Below are 15,269 nucleotides of genomic sequence, written 5' to 3'. Positions count from 1 at the left end.
CGTGAGGGGCGCCGCGCCGGTGGATCCGGCGCGGCGCCCCTCACGTGCTGCGCTCAGACCTCCAGCTCGCCCTCGATCTTCTTCAGCTGATGGCGGGCCATCGCGAGGTTCGCGCGGGACTTGTCGAGCACCAGGTACAGGAACAGACCGTTGCCACCACGCCCCTTGATCAGGCGGATCAGGTGGTACTGGCTGCCGAGGGTGATGAGGATGTCCTCGATGCCCTCCTTGAGTCCCAACTGCTCCATGGTGCGCAGCTTGGAGCGGACCACGTCGGTGTTGCCGGCGGCCGCGACCTCCAGGTCGAAGCTCTTGGAGCCGCCGATGGTGCCGAGGGCCATGCCGCTGGTGTAGTCGACGAGGGCCGCGGCGGTGGCGCCTTCGATGGAGGCGAGGGCGTCCTTGAGGGCGGTCTCGGTGTTGGCCATGATGCTGGGTCCTTTCATGCGTTCTTTGCGGGCGTGCCGGTGGTCAACGCATGGGCTGGGTCGGCACGTTGGTGGGCGGCCGGACAGGGAGTCCGGTCTCGGTCGTCGTGGTGGTGGATGCCGTGCGGGCACGGGCCCTGCCGCGGACGCGGGGGGTCGGCTCGGGCGGCGCTTCCTCCTCCGGGGGAGCGGTGAGTTCACCGATGCGGGTGCTGGAGCGACGTCCCTCGAGATGCAGCCGGCCGACGTTGACCCGGTCCTCCGCGAGGAGCGTGAGGACGGCGGTGTCCCCGGCCGCGTACGTGGCGACGTAACCGGCGGCGCCGCGCACCAGGAGTTCGCGGAAGGCGCCCTGCTCGGTGGCGTCGGAGAGACGCTGGGTGACACCGAGCGCGGTGGCGGTGAGCGCGGCGACGCCCTCCGGTTCGACGCCCGGGGCGTCATGGGCGAGCACCAGGCCGTCGACGCTGGCGACGAGGGCCCCCGTGACCTGGGGTACGCGGACTCTCAACCGCTGCAGTTCGGCGAGGAGCTCGCCCTGGTCGGCCATCGGAAGTCTCCTTTCTGGGGTTCGGGAGGAACGCAGCAGGCGTTTCACAGGGCCTCCAGACCGGCGCGCAGCCGCCGCAACAGGGCAACGTCGGGGTCCTCGACGACGGCCTGCTCGGGCAACGTGGGCGGAGCCGGCGCGAAGACCGGGGTCACCAGTCCGCACGCGGCGAGGCGCCGCAGGTCGACAAGGGTGTGGAAGGCGGGCCTGCCCAGGGTGAGCGCGATCTGGGAGGCCGTGCGCGCGCCGTCGACGAGGTCGAGGACGTTGCGTCTGCGCGGCGGTACGCACACCTCGCCGTGCCGGATGATCCGGTTGAGCGGCGCCGTGTCCGTGTCCGGCTCGGGCCAGATCCGCTGGAGCAGGTCGCGGCGGCGCAGCGTCTCGCGCTGGACCGCCGAAACCAGCACCGGGCGCACGGTCCCGAACCAGTGCGAGACGCCGTACCGGAACCGGGTCGGCCCGCTGCTCGGGGCGAGTGTGAAGTACGCGGCGTCGAACAGGGCGCCCAGATGGCACAGTTCGAGCGCCCCGTCGGAGAGCCGGCCCTGCTCGACGAGGTAGCGGCCGACCCGCTGCCGCGCGCCCGCCCGGTCCACGGCCTCCGACCAGCCCTCGGCCTGCACCGCGCCGCCCCTGGTGAGCAGCACGTCCATGCCGGGGGTCGAGGGCGATTCGGCGTGCACGACCCGGCCGTCCTCCAGGTAGAGCGTGCCGTGCTCGCGGATCAGGGCGCCGGTGGCCTGCTCGTCGGCGAGCCGGCTGAGCATCGGCGAGACGCCCGTACGGACGTCGACGCTCATCCCAGGACCATCCGGTCGGCTATGTCGGTGAGCCGGAGCCGGGCGAGCGCGAGGTTGCCCTCGTCCCGGTTCAGCCAGAGGTGGATGAAGACGCTGCTGTCGAAGGTGGTGCGCACGAAGCGCAGCACGTGATAGCTGTCTCGGTTGGTGACGATGACGTCCTCGACGGGGGGCGCCTTGTCACTTGCGGAGCCCTGCGTCCAGTCGCTGCCGTCGGCGGGGGCGAAGGCGCGGTGCTCGGCGGCGATCCGGGCCAGTTCGGCGGACTCGGCGGCGTCCGCCTCGTGGTCCCCGTTGCGTGTGTCGCCGACCGTGCCGAGGGCGAGTCCGCTGGTCCAGTCGACGACGGAGGCGCCACGTGCTCCTGGAAGCCGCATGACCTCCAGGAGGCATTCGTCGATTCCGGGCACCCCTGAACCTCCCCACCGGATCGCCACTTTGTGCACAACTCGTACACGTGTGACGACGAAGCTACGCACGGTACGGAGACCAGGTGAGGCTTCTGGCATTTCCCGGTGGAACATGCGTGGGGCGGCTAGAATCCGCCAACTGACCCTGGGGGTTGGCGGATTCAGGCGCCTCGGGTGCGCTTCTGAGCCCCTACTCCTCCCCGTGCGTCTTCATCACCACCCTGTTGACGGCCCACAGTGCGATCCCGATGGCGATGAGCACGCCCGCCCGGATGTAGACCTCGGCGGGCCGGTCGGCGAGCGGACTGGCGAGGATCAGCGAGGTGACCGCGCCGAGCACCGGAAGGACCGTCGGCGTACGGAAGTGCCGGTGGTCGACCGGGTCCTTGCGCAGCACGAGCACGGCCACGTTGACCACGGCGAACACGCACAGCAGCAGGAACGACGTTGTGTCGCCGAGCCCCTCGATCTCCCCGGTCGACACGAGCCCGACCGCGAGCAGCGACACGAAGACGATGCCCACGACGGGCGTGCGCCGCTTGGGCAGCACGCGGCCCATCGCGCTCGGCAGGATGCGCTCGTTGGCCATCCCGTAGCAGAGCCGCGAGGCCATCATGATGTTGATGAGCGCCGAGTTGGTGACGGCGAACAGGGCGATCAGCGCGAAGAGCTTGTGCGGGAAGTCGACGCCGCCGGCCTTCACCACTTCCAGCAGCGGCCCGCTCGACGCTTCCAGCACCTTGTGGTCGACGAGCAGCGAGGACACGAGCGCGACGAGCACATAGATGGTGCCGGTCACGGTGACGCCGATGAAGAGGGCGCGCGGGAAGGTGCGGGCCGGGTCCTTGGTCTCCTCGGCCATGTTCACCGAGTCCTCGAACCCGACGAACGCGAAGAAGCCCAGCGCGGTCGCCCCCAACACCCCTGTCATCAGGGCGAATCCGGTGCCGCCCGTGTCGATGTCGGCCAGCCGGGAGGGCTCCCCCTCACCGGTCAGGACGGCGTACGCGCCGATGGCGAGGATGATGGCGAGCCCGGTCACCTCGACCAGGGTCAGCACGACGTTCGCCTTCACCGACTCAGCTACGCCCCGCAGGTTCAGCGCGGCGAGCGCGAGCACGAACAGGATGGCGACCAGGGTGGGCGGCAGCGCGTTGCTCGTCAGCTCGCCGAGGTAGTCACCGCTGAACGCGCGGGCGGCGGCGCTCGCGGACGAGAGCCCCGAGCACATCACCATGAACGCGATGATGAAGGTCAGGAACGGGACCTTGAACGCCTTCTGCGCGTAGAGCGCCGCGCCCGCCGCCTTCGGGTACTTGCCGACGAGTTCGGCGTACGAGGCGGCGGTGAGCAGCGCCACGACGAACCCGATGACGAACGGCAGCCACAGCGCGCCGCCGACCTTCCCCGCGACCTTGCCCGTGGTCGCGTAGATCCCGGTGCCGAGGATGTCCCCGACCACGAACAGGATCAGCAGTTTCGGCCCGATCGCCCGGTGCAGTGGGGTGTCGGCTGTCGCAGATGTCACTGGACCTCCCGCGAGGTGCGTAGGTGGTTGTCCGCGTAGGAGGTAGGGATTCCCCCGAGCACCTCTTGACTAGACCTATTCATGTCGCCAGGATGTGAATAGAAGGCTGAACAGCTGATTGACACGCACTCCAGGAGGCCGCCGATGTCAGGACCCCGCCCCGTACGAGCCCCGCGCGGCACCGAGCTCAACACCCTGGGGTGGCAGCAGGAGGGTGCGCTGCGGATGCTCATGAACAACCTCGACGGCGAGGTTGCCGAGCACCCCGACAAGCTCGTCGTCTACGGCGGCACCGGAAAGGCGGCCCGGTCCTGGGAGGCGTACGACGCGATCGTGCGCACGCTGAAGACGCTGAAGTCGGACGAGACCCTCCTCGTCCAGTCCGGCAAGCCGGTCGGCGTGCTGCGCACCAGCGAGTGGGCGCCGCGGGTGCTGCTCGCGAACTCCAACCTCGTGGGCGACTGGGCCAATTGGGAGGAGTTCCGCAAGCTGGAGGCCGAAGGCCTCATGATGTACGGCCAGATGACGGCCGGCTCGTGGATCTACATCGGCTCGCAGGGCATCGTCCAGGGCACCTACGAGACCTTCGGCGCGGTCGCCCGCAAGAAGTTCGACGGCACGCTCGCCGGGACCATCACGCTCACCGCCGGTGTCGGCGGCATGGGCGGCGCCCAGCCCCTCGCCATCACGATGAACGAGGGCGTCGCGATCTGCGTCGACGTCGACGAGACGCGCATCGACCGCCGCATCGGCACCCGCTACCTGGACGTCAAGGCCGACAACCTCGACCACGCCCTCGAACTGGCCGTGCAGGCCCGCGACGAGCGCCGCGGCGTGTCCATCGGCGTCGTCGGCAACGCCGCCGAGGTCTTCCCTGAGCTGCTGCGCCGCGGCGCCCCGATCGACATCGTGACGGACCAGACGTCCGCCCACGACCCGCTCGCCTACCTGCCCGTCGGCATCTCCGTCGAGGACTGGGACAAGGAGCGCGAGGCGGACCCGGCCGGCTTCACCGACAAGGCCCGCCAGTCGATGCGCCTGCACGTCGAGGCCATGGTCGGCTTCCTGGACGCGGGCGCCGAGGTCTTCGACTACGGCAACTCGATCCGCGACGAGGCCCGCAAGGCCGGCTACGACCGCGCCTTCGCCTTCCCCGGCTTCGTGCCCGCGCACATCCGTCCCCTCTTCGAGGAGGGCCTCGGCCCGTTCCGCTGGGCCGCGCTGTCCGGCGACCCGAAGGACATCGAGGCCACCGACAAGGCCATCAAGGAGCTGTTCCCCGAGAACAAGCACCTGCACCGCTGGCTCGACATGGCCGCCGAGCGCATCGCCTTCGAGGGCCTCCCGGCGCGCATCTGCTGGCTCGGCTACGGCGAACGCCACCTGGCGGGCCTCAAGTTCAACGAGATGGTCGCGTCCGGCGAACTCTCGGCCCCGGTCGCCATCGGCCGCGACCACCTCGACTCGGGCTCGGTCGCCTCTCCCTACCGCGAGACGGAGGCCATGAAGGACGGCTCCGACGCGATCGCCGACTGGCCGCTCCTGAACGCCCTGGTCAACACCTCCTCCGGCGCCACCTGGGTCTCCCTCCACCACGGCGGCGGTGTCGGCATGGGCCGCTCCATCCACGCGGGCCAGGTCTGCGTCGCGGACGGCACGGACCTCGCTGCCCAGAAGGTCGAACGCGTCCTCACGAACGACCCGGCGATGGGCGTCATCCGCCACGTCGACGCGGGTTACGACCACGCGGCGGAGGTCGCGGCGGAGCGCGGCGTTCGGGTACCGATGCGGGAGGGCGAGGGCGAGTGACTTCCGCACCTGGGGGCTCCGCCCCCAGTTCGTCCTCAAACGCCGGACGGGCTGGTATTTCAGCCCCTCCGGCGTTTGAGGAGGCCCGTCCGGCAGGACTTTCGGGAAGGGGCGGGGTGGGGAATTCTCCTTCCTTCCTGGAGATGTGGCGCGACTTGCAGCCGATCGGTCGCAACGCCGACTCCGGCGGCTACCGCCGATTCGCCTGGACGGCCGCCGACACCGACTGCCGCGCATGGTTCAAGGCCCAGGCCGAATCCCGCGGCCTGACCTACGAACTGGACCGCAACGGCAACCAGTGGGCCTGGCTCGGCGACCCGGAGGCCGGCGACGCCGTCGTCACAGGCTCACACCTGGACTCCGTCCCGGACGGCGGCGCCTTCGACGGCCCCCTCGGCGTCGTCTCCTCCTTCGCCGCCCTGGACGAACTCCGCCGCAGGGGAGCGGAGTTCACCAGACCCCTCGCCATCACCAACTTCGGCGACGAGGAAGGCGCCCGCTTCGGCCTCGCCTGCGTCGGCTCCCGCCTCACCGCAGGCGTCCTCACCCCCGAGGCGGCCCACAAGCTCACGGACGCCGACGGAATCACCCTCCCGCAGGCCATGGAGCGGGCGGGCCACGACCCGGACGCGATCGGCGCGGACCGCGAACGCCTGGACCGTATCGGCGCGTTCATCGAACTCCACGTGGAACAGGGCCGCGCCCTGGACCTGTCCGGCGACGCCATCGGCATCGCAAGCTCCATCTGGCCGCACGGCCGCTGGCGCTTCGACTTCCGCGGCGAGGCCAACCACGCGGGCACGACCCGCCTGGTCGACCGCCGGGACCCGATGCTGTCCTACGCGGAGACGGTCCTGGCGGCCCGCCGCGAGGCCCAACTGGCAGGCTCAGTAGCGACCTTCGGCAAGATCTCGGTCGAGCCGAACGGCGTCAACGCCATCCCCTCCCTCGTACGCGGCTGGCTCGACTCCCGCGCCGCCGACCAGGAGTCCCTGGACGCGACGGTCACCGGGGTCGAGAAGGCGGCCCGCGAGTACGCGGAGGCGCACGGCATCGACGTATCGCTGACCCGCGAGTCGTTCACGCCGGTCGTCGAGTTCGACGACGCGCTCCGCGACGAGCTGGCCCGCATCCTGGGCACGAAGGACTCGGCAGCGGATCTGAGAATCCCCGTCCTCGGAACGGGAGCGGGACACGACGCGGGAATCCTCGCCCAGTCGATCCCCACCGCCATGCTGTTCGTGCGCAACCCGACGGGCGTCTCGCACTCCCCGGCCGAGTCCGCGGCCGAGGACGACTGCCTGGAAGGGGTACGCGCACTGGCCGACGTACTGGAAGGACTGGCCTGCACGTGACGCAGACGACGACGTACTGGTTGGAACACGCCTGGCTCGGCACGCATGTCGAGCCGGGCGTGGCGGTGGACGTGTCGGACGAGGGCCGCTTCACGGCGGTCCGCACGGGGGTCGGCGCGCCCCCGCCCGGCGCGACGGCCCTGCGCGGCCTGACCCTCCCCGGCCTCGCCAACGCCCACAGCCACGCCTTCCACCGGGCGCTCCGCTCGACGGTCCAGGTCGGGTCCGGGACGTTCTGGACGTGGCGCGAGGTCATGTACTCGGTGGCGGACCGCCTGACGCCGGACACGTACCACGCACTCGCGCGGGCGGTCTACGCGGAGATGGCACTGGCCGGCATCACGGCGGTCGGTGAATTCCACTACCTCCACCACGCCCCCGGCGGCACCCCGTACGCGGACCCGAACGCGATGGGCGAGGCGCTGATCGCGGCGGCGGACGAGGCGGGCATCCGCATCACCCTCCTCGACACGGCGTACGTCTCCTCAGGCTTCGGCAAGGCCCCGGACCACCACCAGCAGCGCTTCAGTGACGGCACGGCGGAGGCGTGGGCGGAACGGGCGTCACTGCTGAAGGAGCGGCCGGGGGTGCGGATCGGCGCGGCGATCCACTCGGTACGGGCGGTCCCGGCAGCCCAACTGCCAACGGTCGCGAACTGGGCGTCGGCCCGCAGCGCCCCACTCCATGTCCACCTCTCCGAACAGACAGCGGAGAACGACGCATGCCAGGCAGCACACGGCTGCACACCAACCCAACTCCTGTCGGATCACGGGGTATTGGGCGCACGGACCGTCGGCGTCCACAACACCCACCTCACGGACACGGACATCGCCCTGCTCGGCGGCTCGTCCACGGGCACGTGCATGTGCCCGACGACGGAACGGGACCTGGCGGACGGCATCGGCCCGGCGGTACAGCTCCAGCAGGCGGGTTCACCCTTGTCGCTGGGCTCCGACAGCCACGCGGTGATCGACCTCTTCGAGGAGGCGCGCGCGATGGAGCTGAACGAGCGCCTGCGCTCCCGGACCCGCGGCCACTGGACGGCGGCGGCGCTGCTCCGCGCGGCCTCCGCCGACGGCCACGCGTCCCTCGGCTGGGACGACGCGGGCGCCATCGAACCGGGCGCGCGGGCCGACCTGGTCACGGTGACACTGAACTCCGTCCGCACGGCGGGCCCCGAACCCCGCTTCGGCACGGAAACGGCAGTCTTCGCAGCGACAGCCGCCGACGTGACGGACGTGGTGTCGTCCGGCCGCGTGGTGGTCCGCGACGGCGAACACGTTCTGGTCGGCAACGTGGCAGAAGCCCTGACGACATCCATCGCGGCCCTACACAACTAACGCCCCGGGGCTCCGCCCAATCGCCGGCGGGGCTTGATCTATCAAGCCCCGCCGGCGATTGAGGCGGCCCGTCCGGCAGGACTTTCGGGAAGGGGCGGGGTGGGGGAAAGACACCCCACCACCCACGGAGAGGAACCATGACGACCACCACCACGACCATCACCAACATCGGCACCCTGGTCACAAACAACCCCGACCTGGGCGAAGGCCCCCTCGGCCAAATCCACAACGCCGCCCTCGTCATCGAGAACGACAAGATCGCCTGGGCGGGCCCGACGGCCAAGGCCCCGGCCACGGACGAGGCCCACGACGCCGCCGGCCGCGCCGTCATCCCCGGCTTCGTCGACTCCCACTCCCACCTCGTCTTCGCAGGCGACCGCACCGCCGAATTCAACGCCCGCATGTCGGGCCAGAGCTACTCCGCAGGCGGCATCCGCACGACAGTCGCGGCAACGCGCGCCGCAACGGACGAAGCCCTGGAGACGAACCTCAAGCACCACCTCACCGAGGCCCTCCGCCAGGGCACGACAACATTCGAAACAAAGTCCGGCTACGGCCTGACGACAGCCGACGAGGAACGCGCCCTCCGCATCGCAGCAGCCCACACGGACGAAGTCACCTACCTGGGCGCCCACATCGTCTCCCCGGACTACGCGGACGACCCCGCCGCATACGTGGAATTGGTGACGGGCGAAATGCTCAACGCCTGCGCCCCCCACGCCCGCTGGGTCGACGTCTTCTGCGAAAAGGGCGCCTTCGACGGCGACCAGGCAAGGGCAATCCTGACGGCGGGCAAGGCCAAGGGCCTGCTCCCCCGCATCCACGCGAACCAGCTCAGCTACGGCCCCGGCGTCCAACTCGCGGTGGAACTGGACGCGGCATCGGCCGACCACTGCACACACCTCACGGACGCCGACGTGGACGCCCTGGCAAACGGCAACACGGTGGCGACACTCCTCCCGGGCGCCGAGTTCTCGACCCGCGCCGAGTGGCCGAACGCCCGCCGCCTCCTGGACGCGGGCGCAACGGTCGCGCTCTCCACGGACTGCAACCCGGGCTCGTCCTTCACGTCCTCGGTCCCCTTCTGCATCGCCCTCGCCGTACGCGACATGGGCATGACCCCCGACGAGGCCCTCTGGTCGGCCACGGCAGGCGGCGCCAAGGCCCTCCGCCGCACAGACGTAGGCCACCTCTCCCAGGGCGCCCGCGCCGACCTCACATTCCTGAACGCCCCGAGCCACGTCCACTTCGCGTACCGGCCGGGTGTGCCGCTGGTCTCGGAGGTGTGGCGGGCGGGGAATCGCGTCTAGGGGTTCCCGACCAACTGCGGACTGGGGGAACCGATGGATCCCGAAATCGAAGCCGGTGACGGCGTGGAAGAACCGGCCGAGCCTCCGGTGGAGGACGCCCTGCACCGCTGGGCCCGTGAAAACGGCATCGTCCTCCACGACCGAGGCCGCGTCCCCCGGAACATCCGCGAGGCCTACGACGAGTCGCAGTGAGTACCGAACGCGTCGAACGGGTCGACGACAACAACCGCTACCTCGCCGCGCAACGGTCCGGCGGTCGCCAGGCCCGTCTCGCACCCTTGCCGCCGAGGTAGTTCACCGCTCCTCTTCCCCGCGCATCTGACGAAGCACCTCGGAGAGCTCGGCCGGAGCCTCCGGCCGAGCCGGCAGCGGCTGCCAGTCCCCGAGGCCGTACGCGGTCGCGGCATTGTCGGGATCCACCGTTCCCGTGCGCACCGCGTCTTCGATGACGCGCTGCTCGCACCATTTCCCCGCAAGGCGTGCCCACACCAGCTTCCCGTCCCGTGTCGGCATGGTGCCCCACAGGTCGGCCGCCGCCGCGATCAGGAACATCCCCCGTCCCGACTCGGCTCCCCAGTCGGGCTCGGTGCACAGCACCGGGAGCACAGGCGAGCGGTCGGCCACCGACACCTGCACCGCGCCGCCCTCCGCCTCCGGCAGCACTCGCAGCCGCACCTCGCACTCGGGGACCGCCACGTGCCGGTGCACGTTCGCCAGTATTTCCGTCACGCAGAGCTGCGCCGCGTCGACGAGGGCGAGGTGCCCCCAGGCCCCTAGGTACGTGGCGACCGTTCGCCGTACGTCCGAGAACTGCTCGGGATCTGCCCGGAGTTGGATGACGACTTCGGGTGGAGATTGCGTCTTCATACGCTCACAGTGCGTGACCGCTGGCTAGCCTGACCAGGACCAGGAGCTGCACACAACGAGGTGTGCAGGCGAGGGGGTTCCTTGTGCAGGACTGTGTCGACGGGTCGTCGAGCATGCGGATGTTCGGCGCGGTGGTACGGGCCCTGCGGGAGGCGCGGGGCGGTTCGCGGGACGACTTCGGGGCGTACGTCGGGTATTCGGCGTCGCAGGTGGCGATGGTCGAGCGCGGCGAGCGGATGCCGAGCGCGCGGTTCGTGGCGCGGGCGGGGGAGTTCCTGGGGGCGCAGGAAGCGGTGGAGGCGGCGGCCGCGCATCTTGAGCGGCGGCGGTATCCGGCGTGGTTCGGGGAGTACGTGGAACGGGAGGCCGAAGCGGTCGGCCTCTGCGTGTACGACACGCATCTGGTGAATGGGCTGGTGCAGACGGAGGGGTACGCGCGCGCGGTGCTCAATGCCCGATTCCCGGTGTTGGAGGAGGAGGCGATCGAGCGCCGCTTGGAGGCGCGTTTGTCACGGCAGGTGTTGCTGAACCGCGTGCCGTCGATCTCGCTGTCGTTCGTGGTCGAGGAATGGGTGCTGCGGCGGCCGATGGGCGGATCCGCCGTCCTGAAGGGGCAGTTGAAACGGCTGCTCGAAGTCGGCCGGAGGCGAAACGTCTCCATCCAGGTCATGCCGACGTCCTACGAGGGCCACGCGGGCGTGGACGGCCCGATGACCCTGCTGGAGACCCCTGAAAGGCAGTTGCTCGCTTACCTTGAGACGCAAGGGAACGGCCGCATCATCGACGATCGCGACGAGGTCAGTGTGCTGCACACGCGCTATGGCATGATCCGCACGCAGGCCCTGACCCCAGGTGACTCCGCGGAGCTGATCGAGCAGATGGCAGGGGAGCTATGACCGCCAACCTCGCATGGTTCAAGTCCAGTTACAGCGGCGCGGAGGGCGGGCAGTGCCTCGAAGTCGCTTACGCCGCCACGGTCCACATTCGCGACTCGAAGAATGCCGAGTCCAACTCCAGCCCCACACTGGCCATTTCGGCCGACAGCTGGACCACTTTCGTAAACTTCGCCGCGAAGTCCGCGCTACAGTAATCGCGTTATCACGCTCCGTGCGCAAACACGGAGCGGCCCTCAGCGGTGCGCAAACACCAATCTGAGGGCCTTCACCGACGAATGGATCAGAGGTCCATCGCGATGCTCAAGCATGCTATCCCGCCTGCCCGTTTCTTCTCTCAGGTTCCGAACGAGATCATCCGGAACCCGCGCCTGAACGGCACAGCCGTACGGCTCCTCCTCTGGGCCCTGTCCCTCCCCGAGGGCTCCCGGGAAACCGTCCAGTCCCTCGGCGAGAAGATGCCGGAAGGCCGTCTGGCCGTACGAAAGGCCAGGCGGCAGCTGGAAGAGGAGGGGTACCTCCATACGCGCCGCTCGCAGGATCCGGAGACGGGGCGCTGGACGACTCAAGTCCTCGTCTCCAACGTGCCGTTGACGTCACCCGAAGAGGTCACCGCCGCCTTCGGCCCGACCGACCAGGACCCGCCCGTCGGTGGCGCGACCGAGCGGGCCGTCGGCGCATACCCCTTGGGCGAAACCCCGAAGGACAACACCCCCAACCGTGGGACGGCGTTCCTGGAACGCCTCGCCGACCGCGAACCGGCGCTGCGCCTGGGCGCCCGCGACGTCGAAAGCCTCGCGCCGCTCATCGACGGCGCACTGGCGACCGGCGCCACCGAAACCGACCTCCGTCGCTGCCTGACCACGGACCTGCCACGCGCACTCCGTTCCGCTGCCGCCCTCGTCAGGTATCGACTGGAGAACCGGCCGCCTGCCGCTGCCCCGCCAACTCCCGTCGTGGGCAAGCGCGTAGCTCCCCTCGGCGAATGCGCGGAGTGCCGCGACCCGCTGCCGCGAGGAGTCGGGAAGGGGATCTGCCGTGCCTGTGCCGGGATCGCGGCGAAGCCGGCGTCGGCACCGGCACCTACCCCTGGCCAGGGCCTGCGTGACGTGATCGCCCTCGCGAGGGCCGCCCTCCGCCCCGTCGACTAGCGGCTACAGACTCTTTCCCGCCCGCCACCGCTGCTCGTCCCCACCCTGGAACTTGCGCTGGCCCAGCCGGAACGAGCCGTCGTCGAGTGGGGTGACGGCGGTTTTCCAGTCGGCGGCGGGGCGGATCGAGCCGTCGCCGTGCACGGAGAAGGTGAGGTCGGCTCCGTGGTCGTCGTCGGCGGCCGTGCAGTGACCGAGGCCGATCGGGCGGTCGGTGTCGCCGCGGTTGTCCAGGCAGAAGTCGGGGTTGGCGGCGGACTGGATGACGCCGCGGGCCGGTTCCACGCGCCACTGCTGGCTGCCCGTGCGGTCGCACTTCGCGGCCACGACGTCGTCGCCGTCCGCCATGGGCGTGCGGGAGACGTCGAGGCACAGCCCGGAGGCGACGTCGATCACCTCCGCGTACTCCTCGCCGGGCGGGCGGAAGCGCGGCGGCTTCGGCTTGCCGGACGGGGACAGGGTCGAACTCGGCTTCCCCTGTGGGGGGTTGGTGGTGGGCTTCGGTGACGGGGGCACCGTGATCGTCTCCGTGCTCCGCGCGGTCGTCGTCGCGGTGGCGGTCGTCGTGGTCGTCGTGGTGGCCGTCGTCGTCGCCGTGACCGTCACCCGGACCGGAGGCGGTGTCGAGGGTGTGGCGCCCATGCCCTGGCCCACCGCCGACAGGTCGGGGCGGCCCTCCGTCAGCGTCAGGATCAGCAGCGGTACGAGCGCCACGCCGACCGCGGCCGAGGCGAGCGCGAACCCCATCGGCGTCGCGCGGACGACCGCGGGGCGCCGGGAGGCCTTCCGGCGGGCGCGGCCGGCCGGGCGGCGACGGTCGGCCCTCGTCGTGGATGTCGCGCGGTGGCTGCGGGGGGTGGCCTGCTGGGGCACGGGAGCCGCAGGAGTGGGAGGAGCCGGAGCCGTGGCGGGCGCCTCGGTCAGCAGGTAGTCCGTGCCGCCCCACGGCAACAGGCCCTCCGCGAGCGCGCGGCGCGGATCGTCCCGCAGGGCCGTCAGCTCCAGGTACGCGGCGGTGCAGCTCGGGCAGCGGGCGAAGTGCGCGTCCAGGTCGGCGGTGTTGCGTGGCCGACCGGGTCTGGTCGCTTCCTCGATCAGGCGCTGATAGCCCCGGCAGTGCGTGTCCTGCGCGCGGGCCGCCCGGGCCGCGAGGCAGGCGCCGCGCAGCGCGTCGAGCGCGGCGCCCCGCGCCTGCGCCACGTCCCGCGCGGACGTTCCGGTGGCGATGCCGGTGGCGGCGTCGGAATCCCCGTCCACCACGGAGTGCCAGAGCAGCGTCTGGGTGCGCGCCGGCAGCGTATGGAAGGCGGAGAGCAGCGCAGCGGGTGCCCGGGGGGCGTCCGGTGGGCCGAGGGTGCCCAGCAGGCCGGGGGAGAGACGCCCGCGGCGCTCGTCGGTGGCCCACTCGGCCGCGGTGCGGTGGACGAGCAGCAGCGCGTGATGGCGCCAGGAGCCGCGCGGTTCGAGGCCGCGCGCGACCTCGCGTGCGGCGCGTGCGAAGGCCTGCGCGCCCAACTGCCGTGCGGCGTCCGTGTCGTTGGCGCACACCTGGGCGTACGCCAGGAGCGCGTGCCGGTGCCTGTCGCGCAGCTCGCCGAGCGCCGGATACGCGGTCGGGGTGTCGGCCCGCAGCAGGGCGACGAGCCGGTGGTCGGGCGCCGTGGCATGGGCGCCACCGTTCGCAAACACCGTGTCCTCCTGTCACCGGGTGCCAGATGGGTGCTCATAGTGGTGCAGGAGAGGTGCTACGGGTAGGCGTTTCTCGCGGTAACAGGACGCCGGGCGGCGGGAGTTGGCATAAAAAACATCGAGGGGGCCGACCGTCTTACGGTCGGCCCCCACGACGTGACAGGGTGTTACGGGTGGTGCCGGTGTTACGGGTCCGCGCGATTACTCCTCGAGCGTCAGACCCTTGCGCAGGCGCACCAGCGTTCGCGACAGCAGTCGCGACACGTGCATCTGCGAGATGCCCAGTTCCTCACCGATCTCGGACTGGGTCATGTTGGCGACGAACCGCAGCGAGAGGATCTTGCGGTCGCGCGGCGGGAGGTCGGCGATCAGCGGCTTCAGGGACTCGACGTACTCGATGCCCTCGAGGCCGTGGTCCTCGTAGCCGATGCGATCCGCGAGCGCACCCTCGGAGTCGTCCTCCTCGGGCTGGGCGTCGAGCGAGCTGGCGGTGTAGGCGTTGGACGCCGCCATGCCCTCGACGACCTCTTCCTTCGACAGGCCCAGGCGTTCGGCGAGCTCGCCCACCGTGGGGGCGCGATCGAGCTGCTGGGCGAGTTCGTCGCCCGCCTTGGCGAGGTCGAGACGGAGTTCCTGGAGGCGGCGCGGTACGCGCACGGACCAGGAGGTGTCGCGGAAGAAGCGCTTGATCTCACCGACGATGGTTGGCATCGCGAAGGTCGGGAACTCGACCCCGCGGCTCAGTTCGAACCGGTCGATCGCCTTGATCAGGCCGATGGTGCCGACCTGGATGATGTCCTCCATCGGTTCGCTGCGGGAGCGGAACCGAGAGGCCGCGAACTTGACCAGAGCCAGGTTCAGCTCGACCAGCGTGTTGCGGACATACGAAAATTCGTGCGTGCCTTCTTCGAGGGACTCGAGCCGCTCGAAGAGGGTCTTGGAGAGGGCTCGGGCGTCGAGCGGCCCCACCTCGTCGTAGGGGGGGATCTCCGGAAGGCCTTCGAGGCCCTCAAGGCTTTCCGCCTCGACGTCGACAGTTTCCGGGGGGAGTGTCGACGTCGCTTGGTCAGTACGCGATTCGTCGAGCCGGGCTGACATGATGTCCTCCATGCGTTCTCGGCATATGGCTGCCGATG

The 15,269-nt window shown here is 70.5% G+C and carries 16 protein-coding genes; 8 read left to right on the top strand and 8 right to left on the bottom strand.

What is annotated here, in order from left to right:
• Positions 1-53: 53 nt before the first annotated feature.
• From OG746_RS01755 to OG746_RS01735, 5 genes are all read right to left on the bottom strand, one after another.
• Positions 54-428: a roadblock/LC7 domain-containing protein gene (locus OG746_RS01755; protein WP_266710992.1), complete on the bottom strand. Its 375-nt coding sequence runs from the start codon at positions 426-428 to the stop codon at positions 54-56.
• Between the two features lie 43 nt (positions 429-471).
• Complete coding sequence (locus tag OG746_RS01750) at positions 472-978, bottom strand: roadblock/LC7 domain-containing protein (protein WP_266710991.1); 507 nt, start codon at positions 976-978, stop codon at positions 472-474.
• Positions 979-1,022: 44 nt separating this feature from the next.
• Positions 1,023-1,781 (bottom strand): DUF4388 domain-containing protein, encoded by a 759-nt coding sequence (locus tag OG746_RS01745; RefSeq protein WP_266710990.1) that lies wholly within the window; start codon positions 1,779-1,781, stop codon positions 1,023-1,025.
• A complete protein-coding gene (locus OG746_RS01740; protein ID WP_266710989.1) occupies positions 1,778-2,191 on the bottom strand; it encodes a hypothetical protein in 414 nt (137 codons plus the stop codon). Before OG746_RS01740 ends, OG746_RS01745 begins: the two co-directional genes overlap by 4 nt.
• 190 nt (positions 2,192-2,381) lie before the next feature.
• Entirely contained in the window at positions 2,382-3,719 is a 1,338-nt protein-coding gene (locus tag OG746_RS01735; RefSeq protein ID WP_266710988.1) for an APC family permease, read from the bottom strand.
• Between the two features lie 144 nt (positions 3,720-3,863).
• On the opposite strand from OG746_RS01735, the gene hutU reads away from it, so the two are divergent.
• The 5 genes from hutU to OG746_RS01710 all read left to right on the top strand — a co-directional run bounded on the left by hutU (position 3,864) and on the right by OG746_RS01710 (position 9,725).
• On the top strand, positions 3,864-5,528 hold the full coding sequence (gene hutU / locus OG746_RS01730; RefSeq protein WP_266710987.1) for a urocanate hydratase: 1,665 nt from the start codon (positions 3,864-3,866) through the stop codon (positions 5,526-5,528).
• A 143-nt stretch (positions 5,529-5,671) separates the two neighbouring features.
• Complete coding sequence (locus OG746_RS01725) at positions 5,672-6,883, top strand: allantoate amidohydrolase (RefSeq protein WP_266718652.1); 1,212 nt, start codon at positions 5,672-5,674, stop codon at positions 6,881-6,883.
• Positions 6,880-8,223, top strand: coding sequence for a formimidoylglutamate deiminase (locus tag OG746_RS01720; RefSeq protein WP_266710986.1), 1,344 nt, complete (start codon positions 6,880-6,882; stop codon positions 8,221-8,223). Before OG746_RS01725 ends, OG746_RS01720 begins: the two co-directional genes overlap by 4 nt.
• Before the next feature lie 137 nt (positions 8,224-8,360).
• Positions 8,361-9,533, top strand: a complete 1,173-nt coding sequence (hutI, locus tag OG746_RS01715; protein ID WP_266710985.1) for an imidazolonepropionase — start codon at positions 8,361-8,363, stop codon at positions 9,531-9,533.
• 33 nt (positions 9,534-9,566) lie between these two features.
• Entirely contained in the window at positions 9,567-9,725 is a 159-nt protein-coding gene (locus tag OG746_RS01710) for an Lsr2 family DNA-binding protein (protein WP_266710984.1), read from the top strand.
• A gap of 102 nt (positions 9,726-9,827) precedes the next feature.
• Here the strand turns inward: OG746_RS01710 and OG746_RS01705 are convergent, their stop codons facing one another.
• Complete coding sequence (locus OG746_RS01705) at positions 9,828-10,400, bottom strand: ATP-binding protein (RefSeq protein ID WP_266710983.1); 573 nt, start codon at positions 10,398-10,400, stop codon at positions 9,828-9,830.
• 113 nt (positions 10,401-10,513) lie between these two features.
• Between OG746_RS01705 and OG746_RS01700 the strand changes: the two genes are divergently transcribed.
• The 3 genes from OG746_RS01700 (at position 10,514) to OG746_RS01690 (ending at position 12,444) form a co-directional block, all read left to right on the top strand.
• Positions 10,514-11,296, top strand: a complete 783-nt coding sequence (locus OG746_RS01700) for a helix-turn-helix domain-containing protein (protein WP_266710982.1) — start codon at positions 10,514-10,516, stop codon at positions 11,294-11,296.
• On the top strand, positions 11,293-11,490 hold the full coding sequence (locus OG746_RS01695; protein ID WP_266710981.1) for a DUF397 domain-containing protein: 198 nt from the start codon (positions 11,293-11,295) through the stop codon (positions 11,488-11,490). Before OG746_RS01700 ends, OG746_RS01695 begins: the two co-directional genes overlap by 4 nt.
• 102 nt (positions 11,491-11,592) lie before the next feature.
• Positions 11,593-12,444 (top strand): helix-turn-helix domain-containing protein, encoded by an 852-nt coding sequence (locus OG746_RS01690; RefSeq protein ID WP_266710980.1) that lies wholly within the window; start codon positions 11,593-11,595, stop codon positions 12,442-12,444.
• 3 nt (positions 12,445-12,447) lie between these two features.
• Here the strand turns inward: OG746_RS01690 and OG746_RS01685 are convergent, their stop codons facing one another.
• Both OG746_RS01685 and OG746_RS01680 read right to left on the bottom strand, forming a co-directional pair.
• Positions 12,448-14,133 carry a ricin-type beta-trefoil lectin domain protein gene (locus OG746_RS01685; RefSeq protein ID WP_266710979.1) on the bottom strand — a complete coding sequence of 562 codons (1,686 nt, stop codon included), beginning with the start codon at positions 14,131-14,133 and terminating at the stop codon, positions 12,448-12,450.
• A 201-nt stretch (positions 14,134-14,334) separates the two neighbouring features.
• Positions 14,335-15,243 (bottom strand): RNA polymerase sigma factor SigF, encoded by a 909-nt coding sequence (locus OG746_RS01680; RefSeq protein ID WP_266710978.1) that lies wholly within the window; start codon positions 15,241-15,243, stop codon positions 14,335-14,337.
• Between the last annotated feature and the right edge of the window lie 26 nt (positions 15,244-15,269).

Origin of the sequence: Streptomyces sp. NBC_01016, from assembly GCF_026341035.1 — a bacterium.
Taxonomy (GTDB): domain Bacteria; phylum Actinomycetota; class Actinomycetes; order Streptomycetales; family Streptomycetaceae; genus Streptomyces.
This window is presented reverse-complemented; position numbering and strand designations above follow the sequence as displayed.

Bases quoted from the DNA above. Each gene is read 5' to 3' on its own strand.
- OG746_RS01750 (WP_266710991.1), bottom strand. From the start codon at position 978: ATGGCCGACCAGGGCGAGCTCCTCGCCGAACTGCAGCGGTTGAGAGTC.
- OG746_RS01680 (WP_266710978.1), bottom strand. From the start codon at position 15,243: ATGGAGGACATCATGTCAGCCCGGCTCGACGAATCGCGTACTGACCAA.
- OG746_RS01690 (WP_266710980.1), top strand. From the start codon at position 11,593: ATGCTCAAGCATGCTATCCCGCCTGCCCGTTTCTTCTCTCAGGTTCCG.
- OG746_RS01705 (WP_266710983.1), bottom strand. From the start codon at position 10,400: ATGAAGACGCAATCTCCACCCGAAGTCGTCATCCAACTCCGGGCAGAT.
- OG746_RS01710 (WP_266710984.1), top strand. From the start codon at position 9,567: ATGGATCCCGAAATCGAAGCCGGTGACGGCGTGGAAGAACCGGCCGAG.
- OG746_RS01745 (WP_266710990.1), bottom strand. From the start codon at position 1,781: ATGAGCGTCGACGTCCGTACGGGCGTCTCGCCGATGCTCAGCCGGCTC.
- OG746_RS01700 (WP_266710982.1), top strand. From the start codon at position 10,514: ATGCGGATGTTCGGCGCGGTGGTACGGGCCCTGCGGGAGGCGCGGGGC.
- OG746_RS01755 (WP_266710992.1), bottom strand. From the start codon at position 428: ATGGCCAACACCGAGACCGCCCTCAAGGACGCCCTCGCCTCCATCGAA.
- OG746_RS01725 (WP_266718652.1), top strand. From the start codon at position 5,672: ATGTGGCGCGACTTGCAGCCGATCGGTCGCAACGCCGACTCCGGCGGC.
- hutI (WP_266710985.1), top strand. From the start codon at position 8,361: ATGACGACCACCACCACGACCATCACCAACATCGGCACCCTGGTCACA.
- OG746_RS01695 (WP_266710981.1), top strand. From the start codon at position 11,293: ATGACCGCCAACCTCGCATGGTTCAAGTCCAGTTACAGCGGCGCGGAG.
- hutU (WP_266710987.1), top strand. From the start codon at position 3,864: ATGTCAGGACCCCGCCCCGTACGAGCCCCGCGCGGCACCGAGCTCAAC.